This window comes from Bacillus sp. SRB3LM (genome assembly GCF_015712745.1).
GTDB classification, from domain to species: Bacteria; Bacillota; Bacilli; order Bacillales; family Bacillaceae_G; genus Bacillus_A; species Bacillus_A thuringiensis_K.
In genome coordinates this window covers 556,797-577,242 of the sequence record NZ_VWVQ01000078.1, presented here as the reverse complement: position 1 = coordinate 577,242, position 20,446 = coordinate 556,797, and the positions used below count along the sequence as shown (strand labels likewise).

Below are 20,446 nucleotides of genomic sequence, written 5' to 3'. Positions count from 1 at the left end.
GCTTACCACAGCTTATAGAATATAATAGCAAACATATATCCATTTGTCTCAATACGTTTATTATTTCGCATCTTCAAATACATGCAATGCATCTTTACGGAGCTTATCTTTTTCAGTATCTGACCTTTTGAAATCGTATTGATATAAAGCGGATTCCCAATCCCCATACATCGGATTCGGGAACACAATAAATTTTTCTCCAAATGCTTCGTGTATCGCTTCAACTGATTGATTTCTATCTTGTACAGATTTCTCATCAAATCCTGTAAAATCAGATAAATTATCTCCAAAGAATAGAATAATATCATGTTCTGTCGCAACTTTCTTTCTGCGTTCTTCCTTCCCTTTTTCTTCTTTTCCCTGCAATAAGACATGCTCCTTATCAGCTTGCGGGATATTCAGATTCTGTAAATTTTGTAAGGTAGCATCTAATTGACTTTGTTTGCGATTTGAAATGTAGTAGATCGCCACACCTTTTTTATTTGCATATTGTAAAAAGGAAACGGCACCAGGAAGATCTTCTGCTTTCGCTTGTTGAATCCAATCCTCCCATTTATAAGGAAATCCTTTCTTCTCTTTTACTGTCATGGCTTGATACGGACTATTATCCACGACAGTTTCATCTAAATCTAAAACGATGGCAGCCTTTTTCTCGGTACCTTTGGCAAGTGCTGCGTCTAATTTCATCTTTCCGATATTATATCCTTGATGATAGAGCGCTTTGACTTCTCCAGCGGTTTGATACCAAGCATCTGCCATCACTTGTTGTTCGGTTAGTGAAAATGGTTGTTTCGGCTGTGTTTGTGGTGACTGACACCCTATAAGAGAAAGAGAAAAAAGTGTTAGAGCTATACTTGTTTTGAAAATGGGTTTCATTGTGTATCACACTCCTAGTTGTATATTTTGTATGGTATGCGCTTACTTTACGGGAATTATATTAAAAATACAATGCTCTTTTATTAGAAAAACACCTTCAATTATTTTAAAGGTTCTTATAGGGTTGTGTACTCGTTTTAATTCGTTCACATGCTTTTCCTACTCCGCATAAATTAAAAACGTTTACTAGTCAATCTGAAGAGTTTGTTTCAAGTGAGTTCGTATACAGTTGGTACACAAAACCATTCGTTTCATATAGATTGGTTGTATCAACATGATCAAAACGGTTCTGTTGTTGTTCATTTTCAATTGCATTCCTCCCCATACAAATCTCCTTTAAAGTTAACCTGAATACTTAAAAAACTTTGATACAACTTAGGTTAACCTAGTTAACATGGGTCAATTCATTTGAATCAAATAAAAAACTAGTTCAGGTAGAAACCCAAACAGAACAAATTCAATGAAAAAATTCGAACTGTATATACATTTGGCTTTTTTTAAAATAAAAATCACAAATGTCTTTGTGTAAGTATTATAATTGGTATAGAATACAAAAAATCATTTTTCTTTTAACTTGTACAAAAAGAATCTATTGTATAACTGTCTTCTTCCCGTAAAAAATATAGGAGAGGATTGGTATATTGAACAAATCATTGTCTAGTGGTTCTAATCAATTATTACAAGAAATCGATCAGAAAATGAGGATAATTGAGTCTATGCTTATCCTTCGTTATATTTCTGGGCATGTGGGCATGTGCCTACAGAAGAAGCATATGAGGTCCATCAAATGTTGATAGAAGTATCTCAATTGTTACTCACGTTGGAACAAGAGCCCAAAATGGCATCACTTGCAAAGTGTTTAAGTCTACAACTACAAACCATCCAAGAAGAATACAATAGAATAATTGGATAGGTTAAAAACGGCATTATAATTATGAATATTTTTAAAAATAAAAAATCATCACGTTGTTTTTAGCCCTTTTTGGGGAACGGCAACGATTCCTTCTTTTTGGGGCCACTTATAAAAAACACATTAAATTTCAAATACTATTTTTATCTCCAGAGGATACCTCCTTTTACGGTTTTAAAAGAAAATAGGATAAATTACTTTTGTTTTGAATTCATATATCTTTTGATAAGGATAGGAAGAAAAACTCAAAATGATTCTAATTTTTGCATTCATCTACTTGAAAGATGAATGCTTTTTTTCGTACATAATAAAAAAATAAAACATTTTTGTCACAAAACTCGTCTTTCTGGGTTCTTTATAATACAGGCATCAAATGAGAGTGAGGTTTTAACTGACATGTTAAAGATAAAAAAGGAAGAAAAGCCTGTCTCGGATCTGACATTTGAAGATTTATTTAAGCAATATTACGTTTATGTTGTGAAACAAATTCTATGGATTGTGAAAAAACAACCTATTGCTGAAGAATTAGCACCAGAAGTATTTTTACAGCTATATAGAAATGATTGGAAGACAATTGAAAATGTATCTGGTTGGCTCATAAAATCTTCTACTTATGTTGCATATAAATATTTACGATCCGAAAAAAGGCATCAGGCGAGAATAGATAAAACGATACAACACCATGAGGTTCAACCTATCTCATCATTAGATGATGATTGGATTAGAAAAGAAGAGATTACAAAAGTACAAAACGTACTTAGTCATATGAATGAACGAGATCGAACCATATTGTTAATGAAATTTTCTGGTTTTCAATACAAAGAAATCGCAGACGTACTTCATATTGACATATCTGTTAGTAACGGTGGTAAAATCCTTTATAACAACGGTTCCAAATTCCCCAAAAATAACGGACAATGGTTTCAAAACGACAATGATGGAGTGGAGAAGCTATGGTCAAGATTGGGGAATTTTTTATGATCAGAGAATTGTATCAAAAAGGATGGACAATCAAAGCGATATCTGAAGAAACAGGATTTGATCCAAAAACTATTCGGAAATATATCCAGCAAGATGCATTACCATCAAAAAAGAAAGTAGAGAAAAAACCAAGTAAACTAGATCCATATAAACCATACCTCCTTCAAAGGATTAAAGAAGGTACTACAAATTGCGCAGTGTTATACGACGAAATTGTATCAATGGGATACCCAGGGAAGGCTACCATTTTGCGCGATTTTGTCAGACCTCATCGACAAACCCCTAAAAAACAAGCAACCTTACGGTTTGAAACACCACCTGGTAAACAGGCTCAAATGGATTGGGGATACATAGGGAACATAAAAGTTAACGAAAAAGAACAAGATGTATACGCGTTTGTAATGGTATTAGGGTACTCCAGAATGAAATATGTTGAATTTACTACAAGTATGGATTTAGAAACTTTAATGAAATGCCATATGAATGCATTTGCTTATTTTAATGGGGTTCCTGAACAAATCCTTTATGACAATATGAAAACTGTTGTAATTAAACATACACCAGTAGAGATTAGATTTAATCGAAGGTTCGAAGATTTTCTATCCTATTATGGGATTGTGCCGAAGGCGTGTAAGCCATATCGTCCACAAACAAAAGGAAAAGTAGAAAATGTAGTAGGGTATCTTAAAAAGAATTTTATGCAGCGTAAGCATACATTTACTTTAGAATCATTAAATGATGACGTCAGGGATTGGCTAAATAAAACGGCAAATCGTAAACCAAATGGAACAACAAAAGAAGCTCCAATCGCAAGATATCAAGTCGAGGAAAAGTATCTAGGAAAGTCTAATACAAAACCAGCCTTTCCAATTACAAAATGGGAAATACGAGAGGTTAGTAAGGATTGTTTTATCTCTTATCAAGGAAAACGTTACTCTGTACCGTTTCGATTCGTGGGCAAACAAGTGAAGATAAAAGAGACACTTGATCATCATCTTGAAATATATGATGAATTAGAGTGCGTCGCAATACATCCAATTCTTACAGGTAAGACTGAAACACATGTAAGCCTTGAACATTATAAAGGGCTGAATGCGACAACAAAAGGTTTGGCGACCCGTCACATTCAACCCGATGAGCTCGAAGTAGAACAACGTTCTCTTCAAGTGTATGAACAATTAGAAGGGAGTGATTCTGTATGACCACTCAGCTTATAATTGAACGCTTAATCAAAGTTGGATGGCATCATACCGCCGACCAAATTGATGGTCTTTTAGAAGATGCATCTAAACATAATGTACCATATTCTGAATTTCTAAACACCCTACTTTTGCATGAAATTGAAAAAAGAGAAGCATCAGCTTTACAGAAACGAATACAACACGCGAAACTTCCGTTTCATAAAACAATTCATGAATTTGACTTTACTTTTCAACCTAGTATTAGCGAAAAGCGAGTGAAAGAAGTATTAACATGCCGTTTTATTAATAATGGGGAAAATGTCCTACTCTTAGGACCTCCAGGAGTAGGGAAAACACATTTATCAATTGCATTTTCTAGCGAAGCTATCATGAAAGGTTATACAGCACTTTTTTTGAGAGCTGATGATTTTATTAATGAGTGTAAGAAGGCTCATACCAAGGGACTATTGAATCGAGTAATCAAACGTTGGAGTCGTCCTGATCTTCTTATCATTGACGAACTAGGCTATTTTCCCTTTGATGAATTAAGTGCCAATATCTTCTTTCAAATCATTTCAAAGCGATATGAAAAAGGGGGAGCACTCATTGTAACTTCAAATAAATCTTTTATAGAGTGGGGAAAGATTTTTGGAGATGAAGTATTAGCAACAGCTATTTTAGATCGACTCTTACATCACGCAACAACATTTAATATCAAGGGAGATTCATATAGGCTTCGTGAGAAGCAAAAAGCTGGAATACAGCCAACAACATTAAATCGCTAATAAAAGGGAATTTGATTCCGTCAAAAAAAGGGAATTTCAATACGTTATTGACATCTTCTACGCTGTACCCTAATTTATCAAATAATTGAGCGTTGTCTTCCTTGGACAAACGTTGATTAAGCGATACAATTAAATCCAAAATTGTTTTACAATCTACATTTATCTTTTCTAATTCCTCTTTCTTTTGGACAATTGGAACTGAAAAAATAGGTGTTTGTGTATTAAAATAAAAAAGTCTTTTTTCTATAATCTCTGAAAAAATTTTATTATGATATTTTATAGCATTTTCTTCGTTTTCCTTGAAATATGAAGTTAAATCTTCAGCTATTTTTATCATTTTAGTACCAACCTACCTTTTGCTAAGTTAATACTATATTCAATGATTTCCTTGCATATTTCTCTACCCTCTTCAACAGATAAAGGATACCATCCTGGACAATTGTTTACTTCAAACACATAAAATTGATTATTGTACTCAATAATATCTACTCCAGATAAGGATAGACCAATAGCATTAGAAGCTTTTAAAGCTATTTCTTTTAATAATGTATAATCTTTTACAACTTCAATATTTGCTCCCATTGCCACATTTGCTTTCCATGTTTTTTCATTAGGAATTCTTCTAAATGCATAAAATACTTCATTCCCCATTGTAGTAACTCGTATATCCCCATCAGGATGAGGAATATATTGTTGTACTAAAAGGTTTTTGTACTTTGATAATAAATTTTCTACAATAGGTAAATAACTCTCAAAATCTTCATTAATTCTTTCTACATCAGTCCCACCATAACCAAATGACGGCTTTATAACTATATTTTTATATGTCAGCCATAAATTTTTTATCTCTTCTACTGAATGAACTAGAAAAGTATCTGGAACATTCACACCACATTTAGTTAATAGTTTTTGGGTAATCATTTTACTTTCCGACATATAGTAATTATCGAAATTCTCATTTATACAATCTGTATACTCCTGAATGCTTTTCAATAATTCTAAATCCTGTTGATAGTATTCTGGCCTAATTTGCGCTCTTGATATAATAGTGTCAAATTCTTTTAAATCTACATTAAACACTGATAATTTAAAATCATTATTTATTACAGTCATTTTGACATCCTGTAGACTAAATAATAAACTATCATAACCCAATTCCTTTGCTATTTCATCTAGTTGTTTTGATTCGTATTCTTCATGATCCCAACCCATAATTCCAATTTTCATTTGTTATCCCTCCTAATATTATTTTTTTAGCATTCCTATAATCTAAACTATTTTAATAAAATTGATGTGTTACCTCTGTAAAAGAATAAATCAATACAGACGAAGTAATTACTAATGATATAACCATTATTTTCAACAAAAAAATATTTTCACAATAATAACTTTCTATCAAACACTTACCTTTGATTATAATCTCTGAATAAAATCCTACTTGTTAAGGCTTTCGAATAGATGAAGTGCCTTATCTTCTATTTTTTTTGCATTTATATCCCCTTTACCCACAACCATATATTCAATAGTTTCAGTTCTTGCAAAATCCTCAGTTAAAATAATTACGCCCTCTTGATACTCCTTCGTTACCAATAAATTATCCTGCTGTAATAAATCCAATAATTTTGCAAGGCTTTTCCCAGCTTTAATTTTATTTCTGGTAAGGATTTTGTAATCTTTAGCGTAATTTTCCCCGTATAATTTTTGAGCTAAATAATGAATATGACTGCATCCACCATTTCTACCATTAATTTCACTAATCATTAGCTTCCCATCATCTGTTAATAATCCATCAATATTAATATTACCTTCATATCCACGTTCACGAGCAACATTTGCCAATGCAGTAGAACTTGAAATAAATTCTGCTAATGTATATGGGTCCATGTTTGAAGTAGGAATTTCAAAACCATTCCATACTGGTTCCATTCTCATATCTCCAAAATTTAACAACAAAGGTCGTAAATTTTGTCTTGAAACGGCAAGTTCTGAATAGTAAACTCCCACCGTTTCATAATATACTTCTATTACTAATGCTGTGTTGCGAAATCCTATTAGTTTGCTCCATAAATAAGAAACGGTCTCTTCTATAGGTATATTTGGATCGTAATAAATTGTTTCAAAGGCACCTTTAGATTCCTTTTTATCAATGTTTTTCGTTAAAACTATATTTCCATCTCCCCCTGCATTTACATCTTGCTTTACAATTACAGAACCTGTTTTTGTTATTAGGGCTAGAATGGCCTTTTGAAGCTCATTTTTAGAATAACAATTCATCCCTTCTGCTACAGGAATATTGTGGGAAGCTGCAATTCTTCTAAACTCTACTTTACTATTTAGTACTTCAGACCCACCTTGTAATAGAAATTCAACTGTATGTGGATAAACGTTTGTATTCATATGTTGTGCAAATTGTGCAACTGCACGGTCAAAATAATATGGTAAAATCCCTATGGAATCATTACTTCCTGCTAATCCCCTTACTTTTTCATATAATCTCTCATCTGTTAATATATCAAATGTTAGTAATTTTGTTTTCTCCTCCTCAGAATCAGGTGGAGATAATATACTAATCTTGTCCGGATTAATCCTTAGAAGTTTACACATATATTCTTGAAATTCTCTTGAAATAGAATAAGGAAGTAAAAGAATATCACCCTCTTCCACAAACCAACTTAATCTATTTGCGACTATAGACGCACTTGCTAACATGTATGGAGTGTGATTTTTTGTTTCACCCACTAAGGATTCTCCATCTACGTTACCAATAATAATTTTCCGACTAGCTTTTTTTTGATGTTCTAGATTATTATCTTTTTTCATTAATATTTCCACTTATTAAACCCCCGTTTCTTTTTCCATGTTTAAGGAAATGACATTTTGTTTCGTATTTAGCCTACTAATTAACCAACAAGTAAAACATGTAATGCCACAATAAATAATCCATGGATAAATAGAATTCATTTCCATAAGCCACATTCCAATATAATTTCCGATTAGGGTTCCTCCTGCAAAAGAAATTTCAAACAATCCAAAATACCCTCCAGTATTGTTTCCTTGACTATAGTCTGCAACTGCCATATCTGAACTTGGTAAGATTAATGTTTCTCCCAATGTAAATACAACTATAATTAATACTAGCCACACTAAGGATTGAGTTAGTGGGATTAATATAAAACTAGCAGCACAAATTAACATCCCTATTTTTATTAAGTTTAGTGCTTCATGTTTTTCAAAATATTTTCGTAAGAAAAACATGAATATTAGACCCGTTATTCCATTTGCAATAAATATAAAACTAATATACTTTTCACTTTGGGTAATATTAAACACATGTATCGGGATCGATATTGTTAATTGTGCAAACATCGCCCAAAATAACATCATTGCAGAAATATATTTTAAATATGCTTTATTACCTATAATTTCTTTTATACTTTTTAATACATTAGTAGTTGTAGTCTGTGTTATGAAATGTTTATTAAACATAAATAATGTAACAAAAATACAAACTAATACTAAACCACTAATTATAAATGGTGTAGTAGCATCTATTCCGAGTAATAGGGCAGCAAATAACGGACCTAAAACAGCACCTGCATTTAATGCTTGATTTAAATAGGTAAAAATTCTTTTTCTATTTTTTGAATCTTGTGTAGCAAAAATTGATGTAACAGAAGGATCATAAAAAGCCCCTCCTATCCCAGTTAATGCAGATGCAAATACAAGCCCCCAAAAATCTGTAAATAGTCCATAGCCAATAAACCCAAATGCTCTAATCGCTATGCCAATAAACAAGGTGAGTCGATGACTAATTCTATCCCCTAATAGACCTGTTACAATAGGAAGTGCTCTACCACAAATCAGATTCGCTGAAATAATAGTACCAACTTCTATTGGCGTGAATTTAAGATTAATTGATAGATAAACTACTAAAAAAGGACTCACCATGAAAGTACCAGCATTCATTAGGAATGCTGATACAATCAAAATTTTTATATGGAGAGGAAGTTTTTCTTTATGTTCCCTCATTTGACCAATTCTTTCTGTGCTAAATTCTTTAGGAATTTTTCCTTATCAATAATAAAACGAGTATGATATCCCTCTACTACCTTATCGTGAAAATCATAACCTACAACTTTAAAAATCAGCTTTTTTCCACTTACTTCTACAAGCTCACTTTCAATATTTATAGTATGCCCCATTGGAGTAGCAGCTAAATGTTTCATCTCATGCGCATATCCTACTGTCATTTGGTTTGTGCTTAATTCGCTTTGTTCAATTGTTTTCATGCAGCTTAATTCAGTCAGCCATAATAATACTGGCGTCGCTAATACCGGTACATCATTCCTCCAATTGGTAGCAAGTTCATTTTCTGATATCTCATGGGTAAACTTACTTTTTAAACCCGCAATTAATTCCATACAACTGCCTCCCGATTTTGATATATTTTTTGCATTTGATTAAACATATTAACTCTTTGAATATCACTAGTTCCCCCTGCTATTCTAGTTCCTGCAGAATCTTGGAATAGTTTAGATATTTGACCTACCATATACCCACTATGACCATGTATTTGCATTACATGTTGTGCTGTCTGGAAAAGAGACTCAGTTCCAATATATTTAGCCATTGAACACATTAAAGACGCCTCGTCATCATTTTTTATTAATTTTTCTAAAGCAGAATAAGTAATTAATTTTGTAGTTTCTATGTTCATTTTTATATCTGTTAGCTTCTGTTGTATATATTGATGATTTGCAATTGGAGTTTTAAACGCTACCCTGTCGTTAGAATATTCCAAACTTTTAAACATCAATCCTTCCATAAATGCAGCAGCAACCAGTCCATATAAAAGTCGATCCAAAGAAATCATATTATATAAAGTTTGTAAGCCATCCCCTGGGTGACCTAATATAGATTTATTCGTGATACTCACGTTATTTAAATAAATATCACCTGTTGGACTTGTCCGATTTCCGAACATATCTTCTTTTTCACCAAAACTTAAACCTTCCAGGTCTTTTTCTAGGATAAATAAAGTAATATCTTGTTTCCCCAATTCTGGAATTCTTCCAACTAGAACAACAATATCCGCGATTGGTGCATTTGTTATATGCGATTTTTTACCATTAAGAATAATTTGGTTTGCATCATATTCACCAGCTGTACGGATTCGTGCTACATCGGATCCACCTGTTGATTCTGTAATAGCAGTTGCACCAATCTTACCGTTCATCAACTCATTTAAATAATAATGTTTTTGTTCTTCTGTTCCATGTAAAAGAAGAACTCGTAAGCAACCAATATGAGCAATTATAGATAATAAAAACCCTAAATCTGTAGAGCGTGATGCTAACCCTTCAAGGGCTGCCGAAAATTCCCACCAAGACATTCCTAATCCTCCATACTCTTCTGGTACGGGAATTTTCCAGATTCCTTCTTTAGTAATTTGATTCCATGTTTCAAAATCAAACGATCTGTTCTGATAACATTCTGCTGCGTTTTCATTTAATGTTGTGCTAAACTGGGTATATTTTGTCTTCATTGCTTGCTGAACACTATTCCAATTAAATTCCATTAAAATTCCTCTTCTCTATTTATAATTTATTATTTTAAAATACAGAATATTAATTCCGTATCATACTATAATTCTTTTTTTATGCTAAATAAAACATTATGTTAATCATAATAATGTTCAGTACCTAAATGTAAATCTACTACTGCAGCAAGTGACTGTAGTTGCGGACTAGCTTCTGAACAGTGGACAATTCCACTATCGTAAAAAGTCTTGTAAAGTCCAGTTTGGAACGAAATGATGGGAATGTTCATATTCATACAGTTATAAATTTCTATATAGTAATTTATAACTGTATCGGACTCAATAACAACAATATATTCATTGTTTTTTTCAAATTCTATAATGGCATATTTGTTACCCCTTATCCGTACATACTCTTCTATACGTTCCCCAATTGAATAAACCATCTCCTGTAACATTTTTCCCCTCCAATGCTTTTAATTTTAGTGAAACCACACATTAATTACTTTAACTATTAAATTCCACAAAATTTTCCTCTTATACATGTGTACCTGGATAAATAATTCAATGAAATACAGGATAAGTGAATCATCTGTAGTCCCATTATGTACCGAGATTATTAGTAAGAATTTAATGTTTTTCTCTAAAATAATACAATGTATGATTTCAAATACATCATATAATTATTTCAAAATAACTTTTAAAAAACTAACTATCCACTATTATAGTTAAAAAAAGATATTGATAGCCTAGTTAATTAGGTTAACGACATCCCAATCACTATCTAGTTTTCAATTTAGCCTTTTGGGTTTGCTATATTAAAATTTTTACCACAAATGTAAATTTATTTAAACAAGTTTTTTTAGGATACTATCGTTTTTCAAAAATTTTCTGAATATAAAGAAAAATATTAGAATCCTATCATATATCATGTTCTGTATCTAAAAAACTACTTTAATTTTAGTATTAGCATAGAGGTATTATTAAGAAATTTTTAAAAATAAATTTCTCAAATTAAAAAATTGTGTACATATCTCATAAATTTTTCTCAATATTAAAAACGAAGTGATTTCCATATAATGAAATATATATATATTTACGAATATATATATTTCGAATTAAATAAAGTTTATTGACTAACAAGATAAAGATAAAAAAGAATGCCCATATATCTATCAATGGACATTCTTACAAATTAAATACTCATAATTGAATTTTATTTTTTTTACGGTGCCGCTGAACTTTTGCAATGGTGCCACATGATCTACCTTTAGGTTCAGATGCATACATTCCACACCAACGTTTACTTGCATTGCGCGAATTATCATAAAAAACCCAACGACAGTCTGGACAGGCTTTAAGCCGTTTCCACTGATTTTTTGCAATACTTTCGATGATAATTATCAATATCTCACTAAAAAAGTCTTGTTTATTTTTAGGATTATATTGAATATTTTCAGGATTAACAATAGATATTTCTATAGGGTACTGAGTTAACCATTTATTTAAACTATTAGTTGTATTTAACTCTATTGATATTCGTAAATCCTTACGAAATTGATGCAGTATCTCTAAATCTCTAGAAAAATGTATATCTCCAAAATACTTAAAAATAAAATCCTCTACATCTTTTTTGGTATTCAAACGATCAGTTGGTTTACGAGTATCATTGGGAATTTCCCAAGTATTTAAGAAATCACGAATGATCTCTAATCTTCCTGGAGCTATTTGATTATTAATCAATACCACTCACCTCATAATTTTTAGGATTGACTTTATTATACAACTGTTGATAACATAATAAAAGATAGTTGTTAACCACTAAAATAAATAGATGGTTAATAAATATCTTTCTATATTCCCAAGTGCTTGAAAGGTGGTGATTATTACCGTTGTAGTAGGTAATTATGTTCAGTGTAATAAAAAGAACGTTTTAGTGAAAAATGCGAACATAAAAAGCTGTCTATCAAGATTACTCTATATAAACAGTCCTACATATTATCATTTACTATAAATTTACTTTTTATTAAAAAAATCAAACCTGTTTTGTTTCGGTGTATTGTTTGCATTGATAACAATTTAATTTTATTAAACAATATTAAGGAGGTTCTACAATGGAAATCAGTTTCACTTCAAATACACAAAAAATACCTACTAATTTGAATAAATCACCAAAACTTATTATTGGTAACGTAGGGGCCGAATCTTTAGTTGGTGAGCCTGATAAATTAACTGAAAAGGCTGGATCAATGTGGTCATCATTTTCTTATCGCTTAGCTTGGTTACTTGAAAAGGGTGATATTTTACTAATACCTAGAGAAATCTCTAATGATTTTTTAACTTATATACTATCCATTAAAGGATTACAACTGGATGACATACATGTAATAGTACCTGAAAGTGTACATAAAAAAGATTTATTAACTTATGAGACTTTAAATAGCCCTAAATTAAAAGAAAAACTCTTAGGTCTAATGGGAGGAGCTGATTGGGAAGTTATACCTTATTTTTTTGACAGGTCTGTGGCTCAATTAGTAAAAAACTTACCAGTTAAAATTAAATCTCATACTTTGGATTATTTTCGACAAGGTGGATCAGAAGTTTTAAATAGTAAGATTGAATATCGTAGAATTGCGGGAGCATATAATATTCCTGTGCCAGAGGGAATAAATTGTTATACATCAAAAGAATTGAATCAGGCTATGAGAGAACTTATTGATATAACAGGGTCAATAATTGTAAAACAAGACACGAATGCAAGTGGTCAAGGCAACATTGTCATTACATATGATAAGAGAACTGAATCACCTGGTGCATACAAAACATTATGTATTAATCAAGAATCCGAATTAGAAGAAATATATTCAGGCATTTGGATGCAATTGATAGGTGAATTAAATACTAAATTAGTAGTTGAAGCTTATTACGAAACATTTTCAGTGTTCTATGCTGAACTAGAAGTTAAAGAAGGTGTCCTTAGACCTTATTTGTTGAATTTTGGAGATATGAGAATGGAGCCAGTATGGAATGGATTTGAAATACCAACCGTATCATTAAGACCATACGCTATAGGTGAATTTATTTCTAATTGTACAAAACTTACTGAAGTTGTTATGCAAAGAGGGTATATTGGATTGATAAATATTGACGGTATTTTAACTAGTGATGGAAAAATCATGATTTCCGAGATTAATGGACGTACAGGCGGCTCTACCCATGTACATGTCGTTGCTCATCATTTATACGGAGATAATTATGGAGATAATTACACAATTTTGACTCAAAATAAAGTTAGTATAGGTAACAAAACATTTGGTGAATTGTTGAAAGAACTTGAAGTAAATAGCTTATTAGCTTCAAAGAATAAAGAGGGTGTCGTTCTTTTAAATGATGAAAATCAAAGCAAATCTATCGAATATATGATTATAGGTGAGACAAGAGAAAAAGCTTATGATTTAGAAAAATCTTTCAGGGCATTTTTAAGTGAATTTATTATTTAATATCTATAGAGGAGCGTATTTCAATGAGTACATTCAGCCTTTCAAAATCATCCGTCTTAAAACCGAATATTTCCAAATCATATCCTATTGTAAAGTATGGAAAAGGAGTTTACATATATGATCAAGAGAATAAGAAATATTTAGATGGCTGCTCTGGAGCGATAGTAGCTAATATTGGTCATGGTGTAAAAGAAATTGCAGAAATTGCATACAATCAGCTCTCAAAAATTGCGTTTACATATAGAACACAATTTACTAATTCGCCTTTAGAAGAGCTAGGTAATAAAATTACGCAACTCTCCCCCAATCTCAATCATATCTTTTTTTCTAATAGTGGATCAGAAGCAACTGAAACGGCATTACGTTTAGCTATTCAATATTGGCAAGAACTTGGAAAAGCAAAAAAAAACATAATATTATCAAGAAAGATTAGTTATCATGGAGTAACTTTAGGTGCCCTTTCGATGTCGGGGAGTGATCGTAGAATAAAATTTGAAGATATTCTAACTTATAAACCAGCTATTCCAACACCATACTGTTATAGATGCCCTTTCTCTAAGGATCCTGAAACTTGTAATTTAGAATGTGCAACCGCTATAGAGTCTGTAATTAAAGAAATGGGAAGCGAGAATATTGCTGGGATTATCATGGAACCTGTTGTAGGAGCATCAGGTGGAGCGATTACACCATCTGAGAGCTACTTTAAGATAGTTAAAAAAATATGTGATAAGTACGATATTCTGCTAATATGTGACGAAGTGATGACGGGTTTAGGTCGAACTGGAGAGTGGTTTGGAATCAACAACTGGAATGTTGAGCCAGATATTATTGCTCTTGGTAAAGGGATGAGTGCAGGCTATACCCCAATTTCAGGTGTTTTGTTTAATCAAAAAATTTATGATGCAATACATGCTGGTTCTGGAATAGCAGTATATGGGCACACATACAGTGGAAACCCAGGTTCTGCTGCCATTTCATTAGGGGTATTAAACTATATTGAGTCTAACGATCTTATAACAAATGTTCGTAAAAACGAAGCAATTATAAGAAAAAACCTAAATGAATTAAAGAATAGATTTGAATTTATTGGCGATGTAAGAGGCATAGGTTTACTTTGGGGGGTAGAATTAGTCTCCAATAAAGAAAAACGAAGTCCTTTCCCACGGAATCTTAATATTGCAGATATTATTGTAGATATTGCTTTAGAAAAAGGACTATTAATATATCCTGTTAAAAATATGATTAACTATTCAGAGGGTGATGCTTTCTTAATAGCTCCCCCATTTACTATCACAGAAAATGAATTAGAGGAATTATTTAATATATTGACAGATTCATTATTAAGTTTAGAGCAGCACATATTAAAGGTAGAGAAAAAATAATAGAAATAAATCTGAGCGACATTGAAATTAAATACATTTAAAAATTCCATATTTAACCTACTATTTTATACGTGTTCCAGTTCCATTTGGATTGAGACAAAGATGGTGGTAAATCTAATACACAAAAAAATTAACTCTCTAAATAGGAGGAATTAGATTATGAACTTTCAAGTTGATTCTTTAGGAAAATATGAATATGTAGTTCAAGAAAAGGACTTAGCAAACAACTGGGAAAATGACGTAGAAGTATTAGCAACCCCCGTTTTACTCTGGTTAGCAGAAGTATCTTGTATGGATGCTATTAAAAACCAAATTGAAGAAAATTATATGTCTTTAGAGCTAGGTCATTATGAAATGAAGCATTTGGCCCCATCTCTTTATAATGAGAAAGTAACAATTCATTCAAAATTAATTAAAGTTGATAAAAATAAATTGCTTTTTGAAGTTGAGGCATTCGATGAAAGTAATAAAATATTAAGTGGTTTTCATGAAAGAGCTGTAGTAAAAAAAGAAAAATTCTCAAAAAAATTAGAAGAAAAAAGAGAGGCAATCAAAGTCAATGGTTAGCGAAAAAATTCCTGTTCCCATCAAGATTTTGCTTACAGCTGTTTTATTTATGAATACAGGAAGTTTTATGATAATGCCTTTTTTAGCAATACATTTAACTAATGATCTCCACTTCTCTTCTTGGGAAGTGGGGACCATTTTAACTACAATTCTTATTTCACAAAGAGGGTTGCCAATATTCACGGGTTTTATAGGTGACCGAGTAAGCCATACAATAAATATTCTTCTAGGAGTTGTAATAAGAGCGGTAGGATTTGGATTATTTGTTTTTGCTAGTGATTTTTGGTCAGTAAGTATCGCCTCATTTTTTATTGGTTTTGGAGGAGCATTATTTGATCCATCTATTACTGCTTTCTTTACTACTCAAAAAGAGGCGCTACGAAAGAAAATATTTACTTATTTTAACCAAATGCTTAATGCAGGCGTAATTGTGGGGCCTTTAGTTGGGGCCTTATTAGTTCAATTTGATCCAGTATATCCATTTACGATTGCAAGTATCGCTATGCTACTTTTAGCATTTGTTCTTTTTGTATATCGTAATAAGTATCCTAAGACGTTTAAAGATACTAAAAAAATATTGGCAAGCTTAAAGGATACAGCTTCAAATAAGTTATTTTTACTATTTATGTGTATTATGCCTTTATTTTGGATTATGTTTGTTCAATTAAATATTTCTTTTCCAGTCAAAGCATACAATTTAACTGACAATAAACAATTAGTAAGTTCTATTTTTATTTTAAATGGTGTTTCCGGATTATTATTAATGTTCTTATTAAGAAAAATATTTATTAGTAAGCATCCCTTGATTATGGTAAAACTAGGCGTTTTGATTATGGGACTCTCAATTGGTGCTATTCCACTAATTTCATCAATTTATTGGATGTTATTTTGTATATTTCTTTATACTCTTGGAGAAACACTTGCCCTTCCAGGTGCTGAAATGACTGTTGCCCAGTTTAGTAACAATAAACCTGCAGGCTTATTTTTCGGTATTTTCCAAGCCTTTTGGGCCTTTGGAGGCACTATTGGTAACTATCTTGGAGCTTGGTTAAATAAATTTAATCACATATCGGTCTACTGGTTAATATTTTTAGCGATTGGAATTCTAGCTTCTCTATTGTTCCATATAGTTCATCAAAAGATGGAACAACCTATTTCTTCTTCTAAAAAACATAATATGAGTATTTAAATATAGTTAATCAAAGGAAATCAGTGCTTCAAAACCTTGAAGTACTGTGTTTTTAGAATAACAGATCATTCAGTACCCTTACCACTTTTAGTTTACTATAAAATAAGTATGTATATCAAAATGATTTAATAATCCATACAATTAACAAGAATGACGTAGATACAATAGACATAAGATTCAAATTTTATAAGTAAGTTACCTAAACGATAGACTTTCAATAAAAACTATCTTTTTAAAAATACAGCTCATAATAAGTTATTTTTTCCTTTGTTATAATAAACAAAATTCGTTAATTGCATTAATTCATTCACCAGTTATTCAACAACTGTCTGGTAAAAAAAGAAAAGGTATAATGTCAGCTATATCCTTTGGTTCCCTCAACCTATTATCGGTCGATAAACCTTCAGTATGTTTCTGACTGGCTTTATTTTCAAATATCTCATTATTTAATTCTATATTAATTACACATTGAATTATTCTCTTTATATATTTTACGTATCTGTTCCCTTTGAACCCTACTATTATAGGGTTCCTTTTTTTATAATCATATATTTATTAATTAACTTATCAATTTCCTGACTTAAATGGAGGACTTTCGTATGACTAAAGCAAAGTTTATTTACCAGTTCTACTAATTCTAATTTTCTATTAGATCATTTAACTTCGCTGTCATAAAGTCGTTAGAAAAATCTTTCAATGCATTCTTCATTACATTTAATTCTTCTTGTGATTTAATTTCAATACTGTTTAAGAAATCAAATACTTTTGATTGTTCCTCCGCAACAAAGTTTTGTGTCATATAATCATCTTGGAAGTCTTTCTTCGCCTTTTCTTTTACTTTATTCATTGCCTCTGTTTTGTTTATGCTTTTCATTGGATTTTCGAATGCTCCAGTAGGTTGTTCCGGTTTTGGCTCTTCTTTCTTTTCCGGCTGCTGCGCTACTTGTTGCTCTTTTTTCGCTAACTCATCTTTTAACTTCTTCACTTGCTCATCAAGAGATTTTTTTTCAGTTTCTAACACACTCATATCACCTTTCAACTTTTGCGTTTCTTCAAAATGTTCATCTACTAATTTATTATATTCTTTCTCAGAGTACATTTTTTCACTGGTTGATGTCGTTTTCTCTTTCGTAACAACTACATTAATAATTACAAATAAGGCTACAATTCCTATTAACGCAGCGAAAATCTTATTTTTATTCATGATTAATCCTCCAAAATGTAAAATTTCAAAAATTATCATAACAGACCAAATCCCTTTCACTTGGCACATTCTGTCGAATTAATACAATAAAAAAAGCATCTAAAACAGATGCTTTTTTTCATTCTTAATACGTAAACGTAATCTTCACTAAAGAATATCCTTCTTTCGCATTGTAAGGCTCCGCTTTATAAGAAACTCGATTTGCCCCTTGCGGATAACCGATTTCCCCAATTGCCTTTTTCACATCTTGCAGTGCACCGTTCATTGATTGCTTATAAAGTACTTCTATCTTTTCTGGCTTTGTACTATAGCGCTGCTGCATTTTATTTTTTAATTCAGTATAGTTATTTGCGATATATTCATTTCCTAAATAATTTAACTTTGTATCTTTTAATATTTGCTGATATGCAGGCGTTTTCGTACTACCTGCCGCAATTTTATTTGTCAGTGTACTATAATAATTTGTTGTAGCTTGCGGGTAGTCTCCGCGGTTCCACTCATGATTTTTTGCGATTTGTTCATCTGATAAATTGAAATACGAATACGTTACGCGGCCCTGCTCATCTGGAACCGGATCATCGAATGTTGTATCAAGATGATACCATTTGTTTTCGATTTTCACTAAATTCCAAGCATGGGGTTGTCCGTCCCCAGTTCCTGTCACGAAATGATTTTCAATTCCTGCTTCTTTTAATAATTGATAGGTTAATAGTGCGTAACCTTGGCAAACTGCAGAACGATTTACAAGTGCTTCATATGCTGTGTAAGCTTTATAAGACGTATCATAAGAAACATGTTTTACTACATAATCATGAATCGCCTTCACTTTTTCGTGATCATCCATTCCAACTTGAGTAATAGAAGAAACGATTGCTTTCGCTTGTTTCATGACATATTCCGTCTGTTCTTTCGTTTCACGATATGTAATATTAAGCGTAAACGTATAATTTCCAGGTGATCCAGAAAGTCCATATGAAACATTCGATCTATTATTATTTGTATACTCATTTTTACTTGCAACTTCTTTATATGCGTTAAAGAGTGTATTCATCACTTCTTCTGTATTATTATTTTTCGTTTTATATGGAAGTGTAATATTCGTTTCATACATATTAATACGCTTTTGTACTTCCTCTTTAAACCCTGTTAATAATGCCGCATCTCCTGTATCTTTCACATTAGCATTTTTATATTTTAAAGTTTTATATAAAAATTGCGCATACTGTTCACGTGTTACTGTACCATACGGTTCAAAATTTCCGTCTCCTGTGCCATCTGCGATTCCATTTGACTGCACTGCACTAATTGCGTTTTCTGCCCAAAACGGATTTGGAACATCTTTAAAAGTATGTTTTTGTTTTGCCGCAAGATGGAAAGCATTTGTAAGAATTTGTGCCATTTCCGCACGACTCACAGAAGCTTTCGGTCTAAATTGGCCATTTTCATCACCTTTAAAAACTCCTAAATTTGTTAAAGTTAATACCTCTTCTGGGAACATTGTAGAACTTTGATTAATATCACCGTAAGGATTTTTAAACGTAGACCCATCCTTTAATACGAAACGAGTTCCAGCATTACTAAACGAACCGCCTTGTTTATTCGGTACTAACACTCGATAAATTAAAGCCGCAACTTGCTCCCTTGTCGCAACATCTCCAAAACCAAATATCCCATTTCCATAACCGGAAATAATATTCTTACTCGCTAAATCTTTAATTGCAGGATATGACCAATGTGATGTCGGCACATCAGAAAAAACACCCACTTCAGCAGCTTTCACATCACTGCCATTTGTATATAACAACGCACCACCAATAAGTGATAATGATGTAATTGATTTTAATAATTTTGTATACATAATGTCTTCTCCCAATACGTTCTCTATTTTTGTTGGTTTATGTCGAAAAATCTAAAAATATGACAAAATATATTATACAATTAAAAGTTTTTGAGGGATATATTGAATTTTAAAATATGCAAAAATTCATATTGTTATAAGGATTCATAGTGATATTATGTTATTTTACTTGCGAATATATAAATAAAAAAACGCTCATCTGAGCGTTTCATCTATATACTTATTAGTTACTTTTTCTTCACTTAGAACTCTTCTTCAGTAATCATCCTTCGATCTAACAACTCTTTATACTTCAATATTTCTTCAGCCCCACGGCTCTCCATGCGTATATTGTATAACACTTGTTGTATTGACCTTTGATTGGTCCGTTGAAACATTTACTCCATTTAGAGATAATTCTATTGAATTTTTCACTACTAATTACAAAAATATCTTATAATCTTTATATAATAAATTAATGTATTAGGGGTAGAT

The 20,446-nt window shown here is 31.6% G+C and carries 21 protein-coding genes; 8 read left to right on the top strand and 13 right to left on the bottom strand.

Annotated elements, in window-relative coordinates; all coding sequences use genetic code 11:
• Positions 1 to 60: 60 nt before the first annotated feature.
• Together F3I02_RS26480 and F3I02_RS34515 are read right to left on the bottom strand one after the other, a co-directional pair.
• On the bottom strand, positions 61 to 876 hold the full coding sequence (locus F3I02_RS26480) for a 5'-nucleotidase, lipoprotein e(P4) family (RefSeq protein ID WP_196477520.1): 816 nt from the start codon (positions 874 to 876) through the stop codon (positions 61 to 63).
• Between the two features lie 190 nt (positions 877 to 1,066).
• The gene (locus tag F3I02_RS34515; protein WP_269061755.1) at positions 1,067 to 1,201 is read right to left on the bottom strand and encodes a hypothetical protein; all 135 of its coding nucleotides are present in this window, start codon (positions 1,199 to 1,201) and stop codon (positions 1,067 to 1,069) included.
• 462 nt (positions 1,202 to 1,663) lie between these two features.
• Here F3I02_RS34515 and F3I02_RS34510 point away from each other — a divergent pair, with 462 nt between their 5' ends.
• The 4 genes from F3I02_RS34510 (at position 1,664) to istB (ending at position 4,733) form a co-directional block, all read left to right on the top strand.
• Positions 1,664 to 1,789, top strand: a complete 126-nt coding sequence (locus tag F3I02_RS34510; protein ID WP_269061756.1) for a hypothetical protein — start codon at positions 1,664 to 1,666, stop codon at positions 1,787 to 1,789.
• A 393-nt stretch (positions 1,790 to 2,182) separates the two neighbouring features.
• Positions 2,183 to 2,767 carry an RNA polymerase sigma factor SigX gene (locus F3I02_RS26470; RefSeq protein WP_230876756.1) on the top strand — a complete coding sequence of 195 codons (585 nt, stop codon included), beginning with the start codon at positions 2,183 to 2,185 and terminating at the stop codon, positions 2,765 to 2,767.
• Positions 2,740 to 3,969 (top strand): IS21 family transposase, encoded by a 1,230-nt coding sequence (gene istA, locus F3I02_RS26465; RefSeq protein ID WP_196477521.1) that lies wholly within the window; start codon positions 2,740 to 2,742, stop codon positions 3,967 to 3,969. The genes F3I02_RS26470 and istA overlap by 28 nt, the downstream gene beginning before the upstream one ends.
• Entirely contained in the window at positions 3,966 to 4,733 is a 768-nt protein-coding gene (istB, locus tag F3I02_RS26460; RefSeq protein ID WP_196477610.1) for an IS21-like element helper ATPase IstB, read from the top strand. The genes istA and istB overlap by 4 nt, the downstream gene beginning before the upstream one ends.
• On the opposite strand, the gene F3I02_RS26455 is transcribed toward istB, so the two are convergent.
• The 8 genes from F3I02_RS26455 to F3I02_RS26420 all read right to left on the bottom strand — a co-directional run bounded on the left by F3I02_RS26455 (position 4,663) and on the right by F3I02_RS26420 (position 12,015).
• Positions 4,663 to 5,070: a hypothetical protein gene (locus F3I02_RS26455; RefSeq protein ID WP_230876892.1), complete on the bottom strand. Its 408-nt coding sequence runs from the start codon at positions 5,068 to 5,070 to the stop codon at positions 4,663 to 4,665. The two genes, istB and F3I02_RS26455, sit on opposite strands and share 71 nt — an antisense overlap.
• Positions 5,067 to 5,960 carry an ATP-grasp domain-containing protein gene (locus F3I02_RS26450; protein ID WP_196478577.1) on the bottom strand — a complete coding sequence of 298 codons (894 nt, stop codon included), beginning with the start codon at positions 5,958 to 5,960 and terminating at the stop codon, positions 5,067 to 5,069. Before F3I02_RS26450 ends, F3I02_RS26455 begins: the two co-directional genes overlap by 4 nt.
• Positions 5,961 to 6,167: 207 nt before the next feature.
• Positions 6,168 to 7,565, bottom strand: coding sequence for a preATP grasp domain-containing protein (locus F3I02_RS26445; protein WP_000404416.1), 1,398 nt, complete (start codon positions 7,563 to 7,565; stop codon positions 6,168 to 6,170).
• A 3-nt stretch (positions 7,566 to 7,568) separates the two neighbouring features.
• Positions 7,569 to 8,762 carry an MDR family MFS transporter gene (locus F3I02_RS26440; protein ID WP_001206702.1) on the bottom strand — a complete coding sequence of 398 codons (1,194 nt, stop codon included), beginning with the start codon at positions 8,760 to 8,762 and terminating at the stop codon, positions 7,569 to 7,571.
• Positions 8,759 to 9,154, bottom strand: a complete 396-nt coding sequence (locus F3I02_RS26435; protein WP_000419007.1) for a thioesterase family protein — start codon at positions 9,152 to 9,154, stop codon at positions 8,759 to 8,761. Before F3I02_RS26435 ends, F3I02_RS26440 begins: the two co-directional genes overlap by 4 nt.
• The gene (locus tag F3I02_RS26430; protein ID WP_000395615.1) at positions 9,145 to 10,311 is read right to left on the bottom strand and encodes an acyl-CoA dehydrogenase family protein; all 1,167 of its coding nucleotides are present in this window, start codon (positions 10,309 to 10,311) and stop codon (positions 9,145 to 9,147) included. The genes F3I02_RS26435 and F3I02_RS26430 overlap by 10 nt, the downstream gene beginning before the upstream one ends.
• A 101-nt stretch (positions 10,312 to 10,412) precedes the next feature.
• Positions 10,413 to 10,730 carry a hypothetical protein gene (locus F3I02_RS26425; RefSeq protein WP_074594340.1) on the bottom strand — a complete coding sequence of 106 codons (318 nt, stop codon included), beginning with the start codon at positions 10,728 to 10,730 and terminating at the stop codon, positions 10,413 to 10,415.
• Between the two features lie 745 nt (positions 10,731 to 11,475).
• The gene (locus tag F3I02_RS26420; RefSeq protein ID WP_000609507.1) at positions 11,476 to 12,015 is read right to left on the bottom strand and encodes a CGNR zinc finger domain-containing protein; all 540 of its coding nucleotides are present in this window, start codon (positions 12,013 to 12,015) and stop codon (positions 11,476 to 11,478) included.
• A gap of 371 nt (positions 12,016 to 12,386) precedes the next feature.
• On the opposite strand from F3I02_RS26420, the gene F3I02_RS26415 reads away from it, so the two are divergent.
• The 4 genes from F3I02_RS26415 to F3I02_RS26400 all read left to right on the top strand — a co-directional run bounded on the left by F3I02_RS26415 (position 12,387) and on the right by F3I02_RS26400 (position 16,910).
• A complete protein-coding gene (locus F3I02_RS26415; protein ID WP_000406132.1) occupies positions 12,387 to 13,772 on the top strand; it encodes a preATP grasp domain-containing protein in 1,386 nt (461 codons plus the stop codon).
• A gap of 23 nt (positions 13,773 to 13,795) precedes the next feature.
• On the top strand, positions 13,796 to 15,154 hold the full coding sequence (locus F3I02_RS26410) for an aspartate aminotransferase family protein (protein WP_000102998.1): 1,359 nt from the start codon (positions 13,796 to 13,798) through the stop codon (positions 15,152 to 15,154).
• Positions 15,155 to 15,313: 159 nt separating this feature from the next.
• Entirely contained in the window at positions 15,314 to 15,721 is a 408-nt protein-coding gene (locus tag F3I02_RS26405; protein ID WP_196478576.1) for a thioesterase family protein, read from the top strand.
• Positions 15,714 to 16,910, top strand: a complete 1,197-nt coding sequence (locus F3I02_RS26400) for an MDR family MFS transporter (protein ID WP_000253212.1) — start codon at positions 15,714 to 15,716, stop codon at positions 16,908 to 16,910. The genes F3I02_RS26405 and F3I02_RS26400 overlap by 8 nt, the downstream gene beginning before the upstream one ends.
• Positions 16,911 to 17,431: 521 nt before the next feature.
• Here F3I02_RS26400 and F3I02_RS26395 read toward each other — a convergent pair.
• The 3 genes from F3I02_RS26395 to F3I02_RS26385 all read right to left on the bottom strand — a co-directional run bounded on the left by F3I02_RS26395 (position 17,432) and on the right by F3I02_RS26385 (position 19,972).
• Positions 17,432 to 17,536, bottom strand: a complete 105-nt coding sequence (locus F3I02_RS26395; RefSeq protein WP_074594354.1) for an aspartyl-phosphate phosphatase Spo0E family protein — start codon at positions 17,534 to 17,536, stop codon at positions 17,432 to 17,434.
• An 11-nt stretch (positions 17,537 to 17,547) separates the two neighbouring features.
• Positions 17,548 to 18,114, bottom strand: coding sequence for a hypothetical protein (locus F3I02_RS26390; protein WP_001038911.1), 567 nt, complete (start codon positions 18,112 to 18,114; stop codon positions 17,548 to 17,550).
• Between the two features lie 124 nt (positions 18,115 to 18,238).
• Complete coding sequence (locus tag F3I02_RS26385; RefSeq protein ID WP_196478575.1) at positions 18,239 to 19,972, bottom strand: S-layer homology domain-containing protein; 1,734 nt, start codon at positions 19,970 to 19,972, stop codon at positions 18,239 to 18,241.
• Between the last annotated feature and the right edge of the window lie 474 nt (positions 19,973 to 20,446).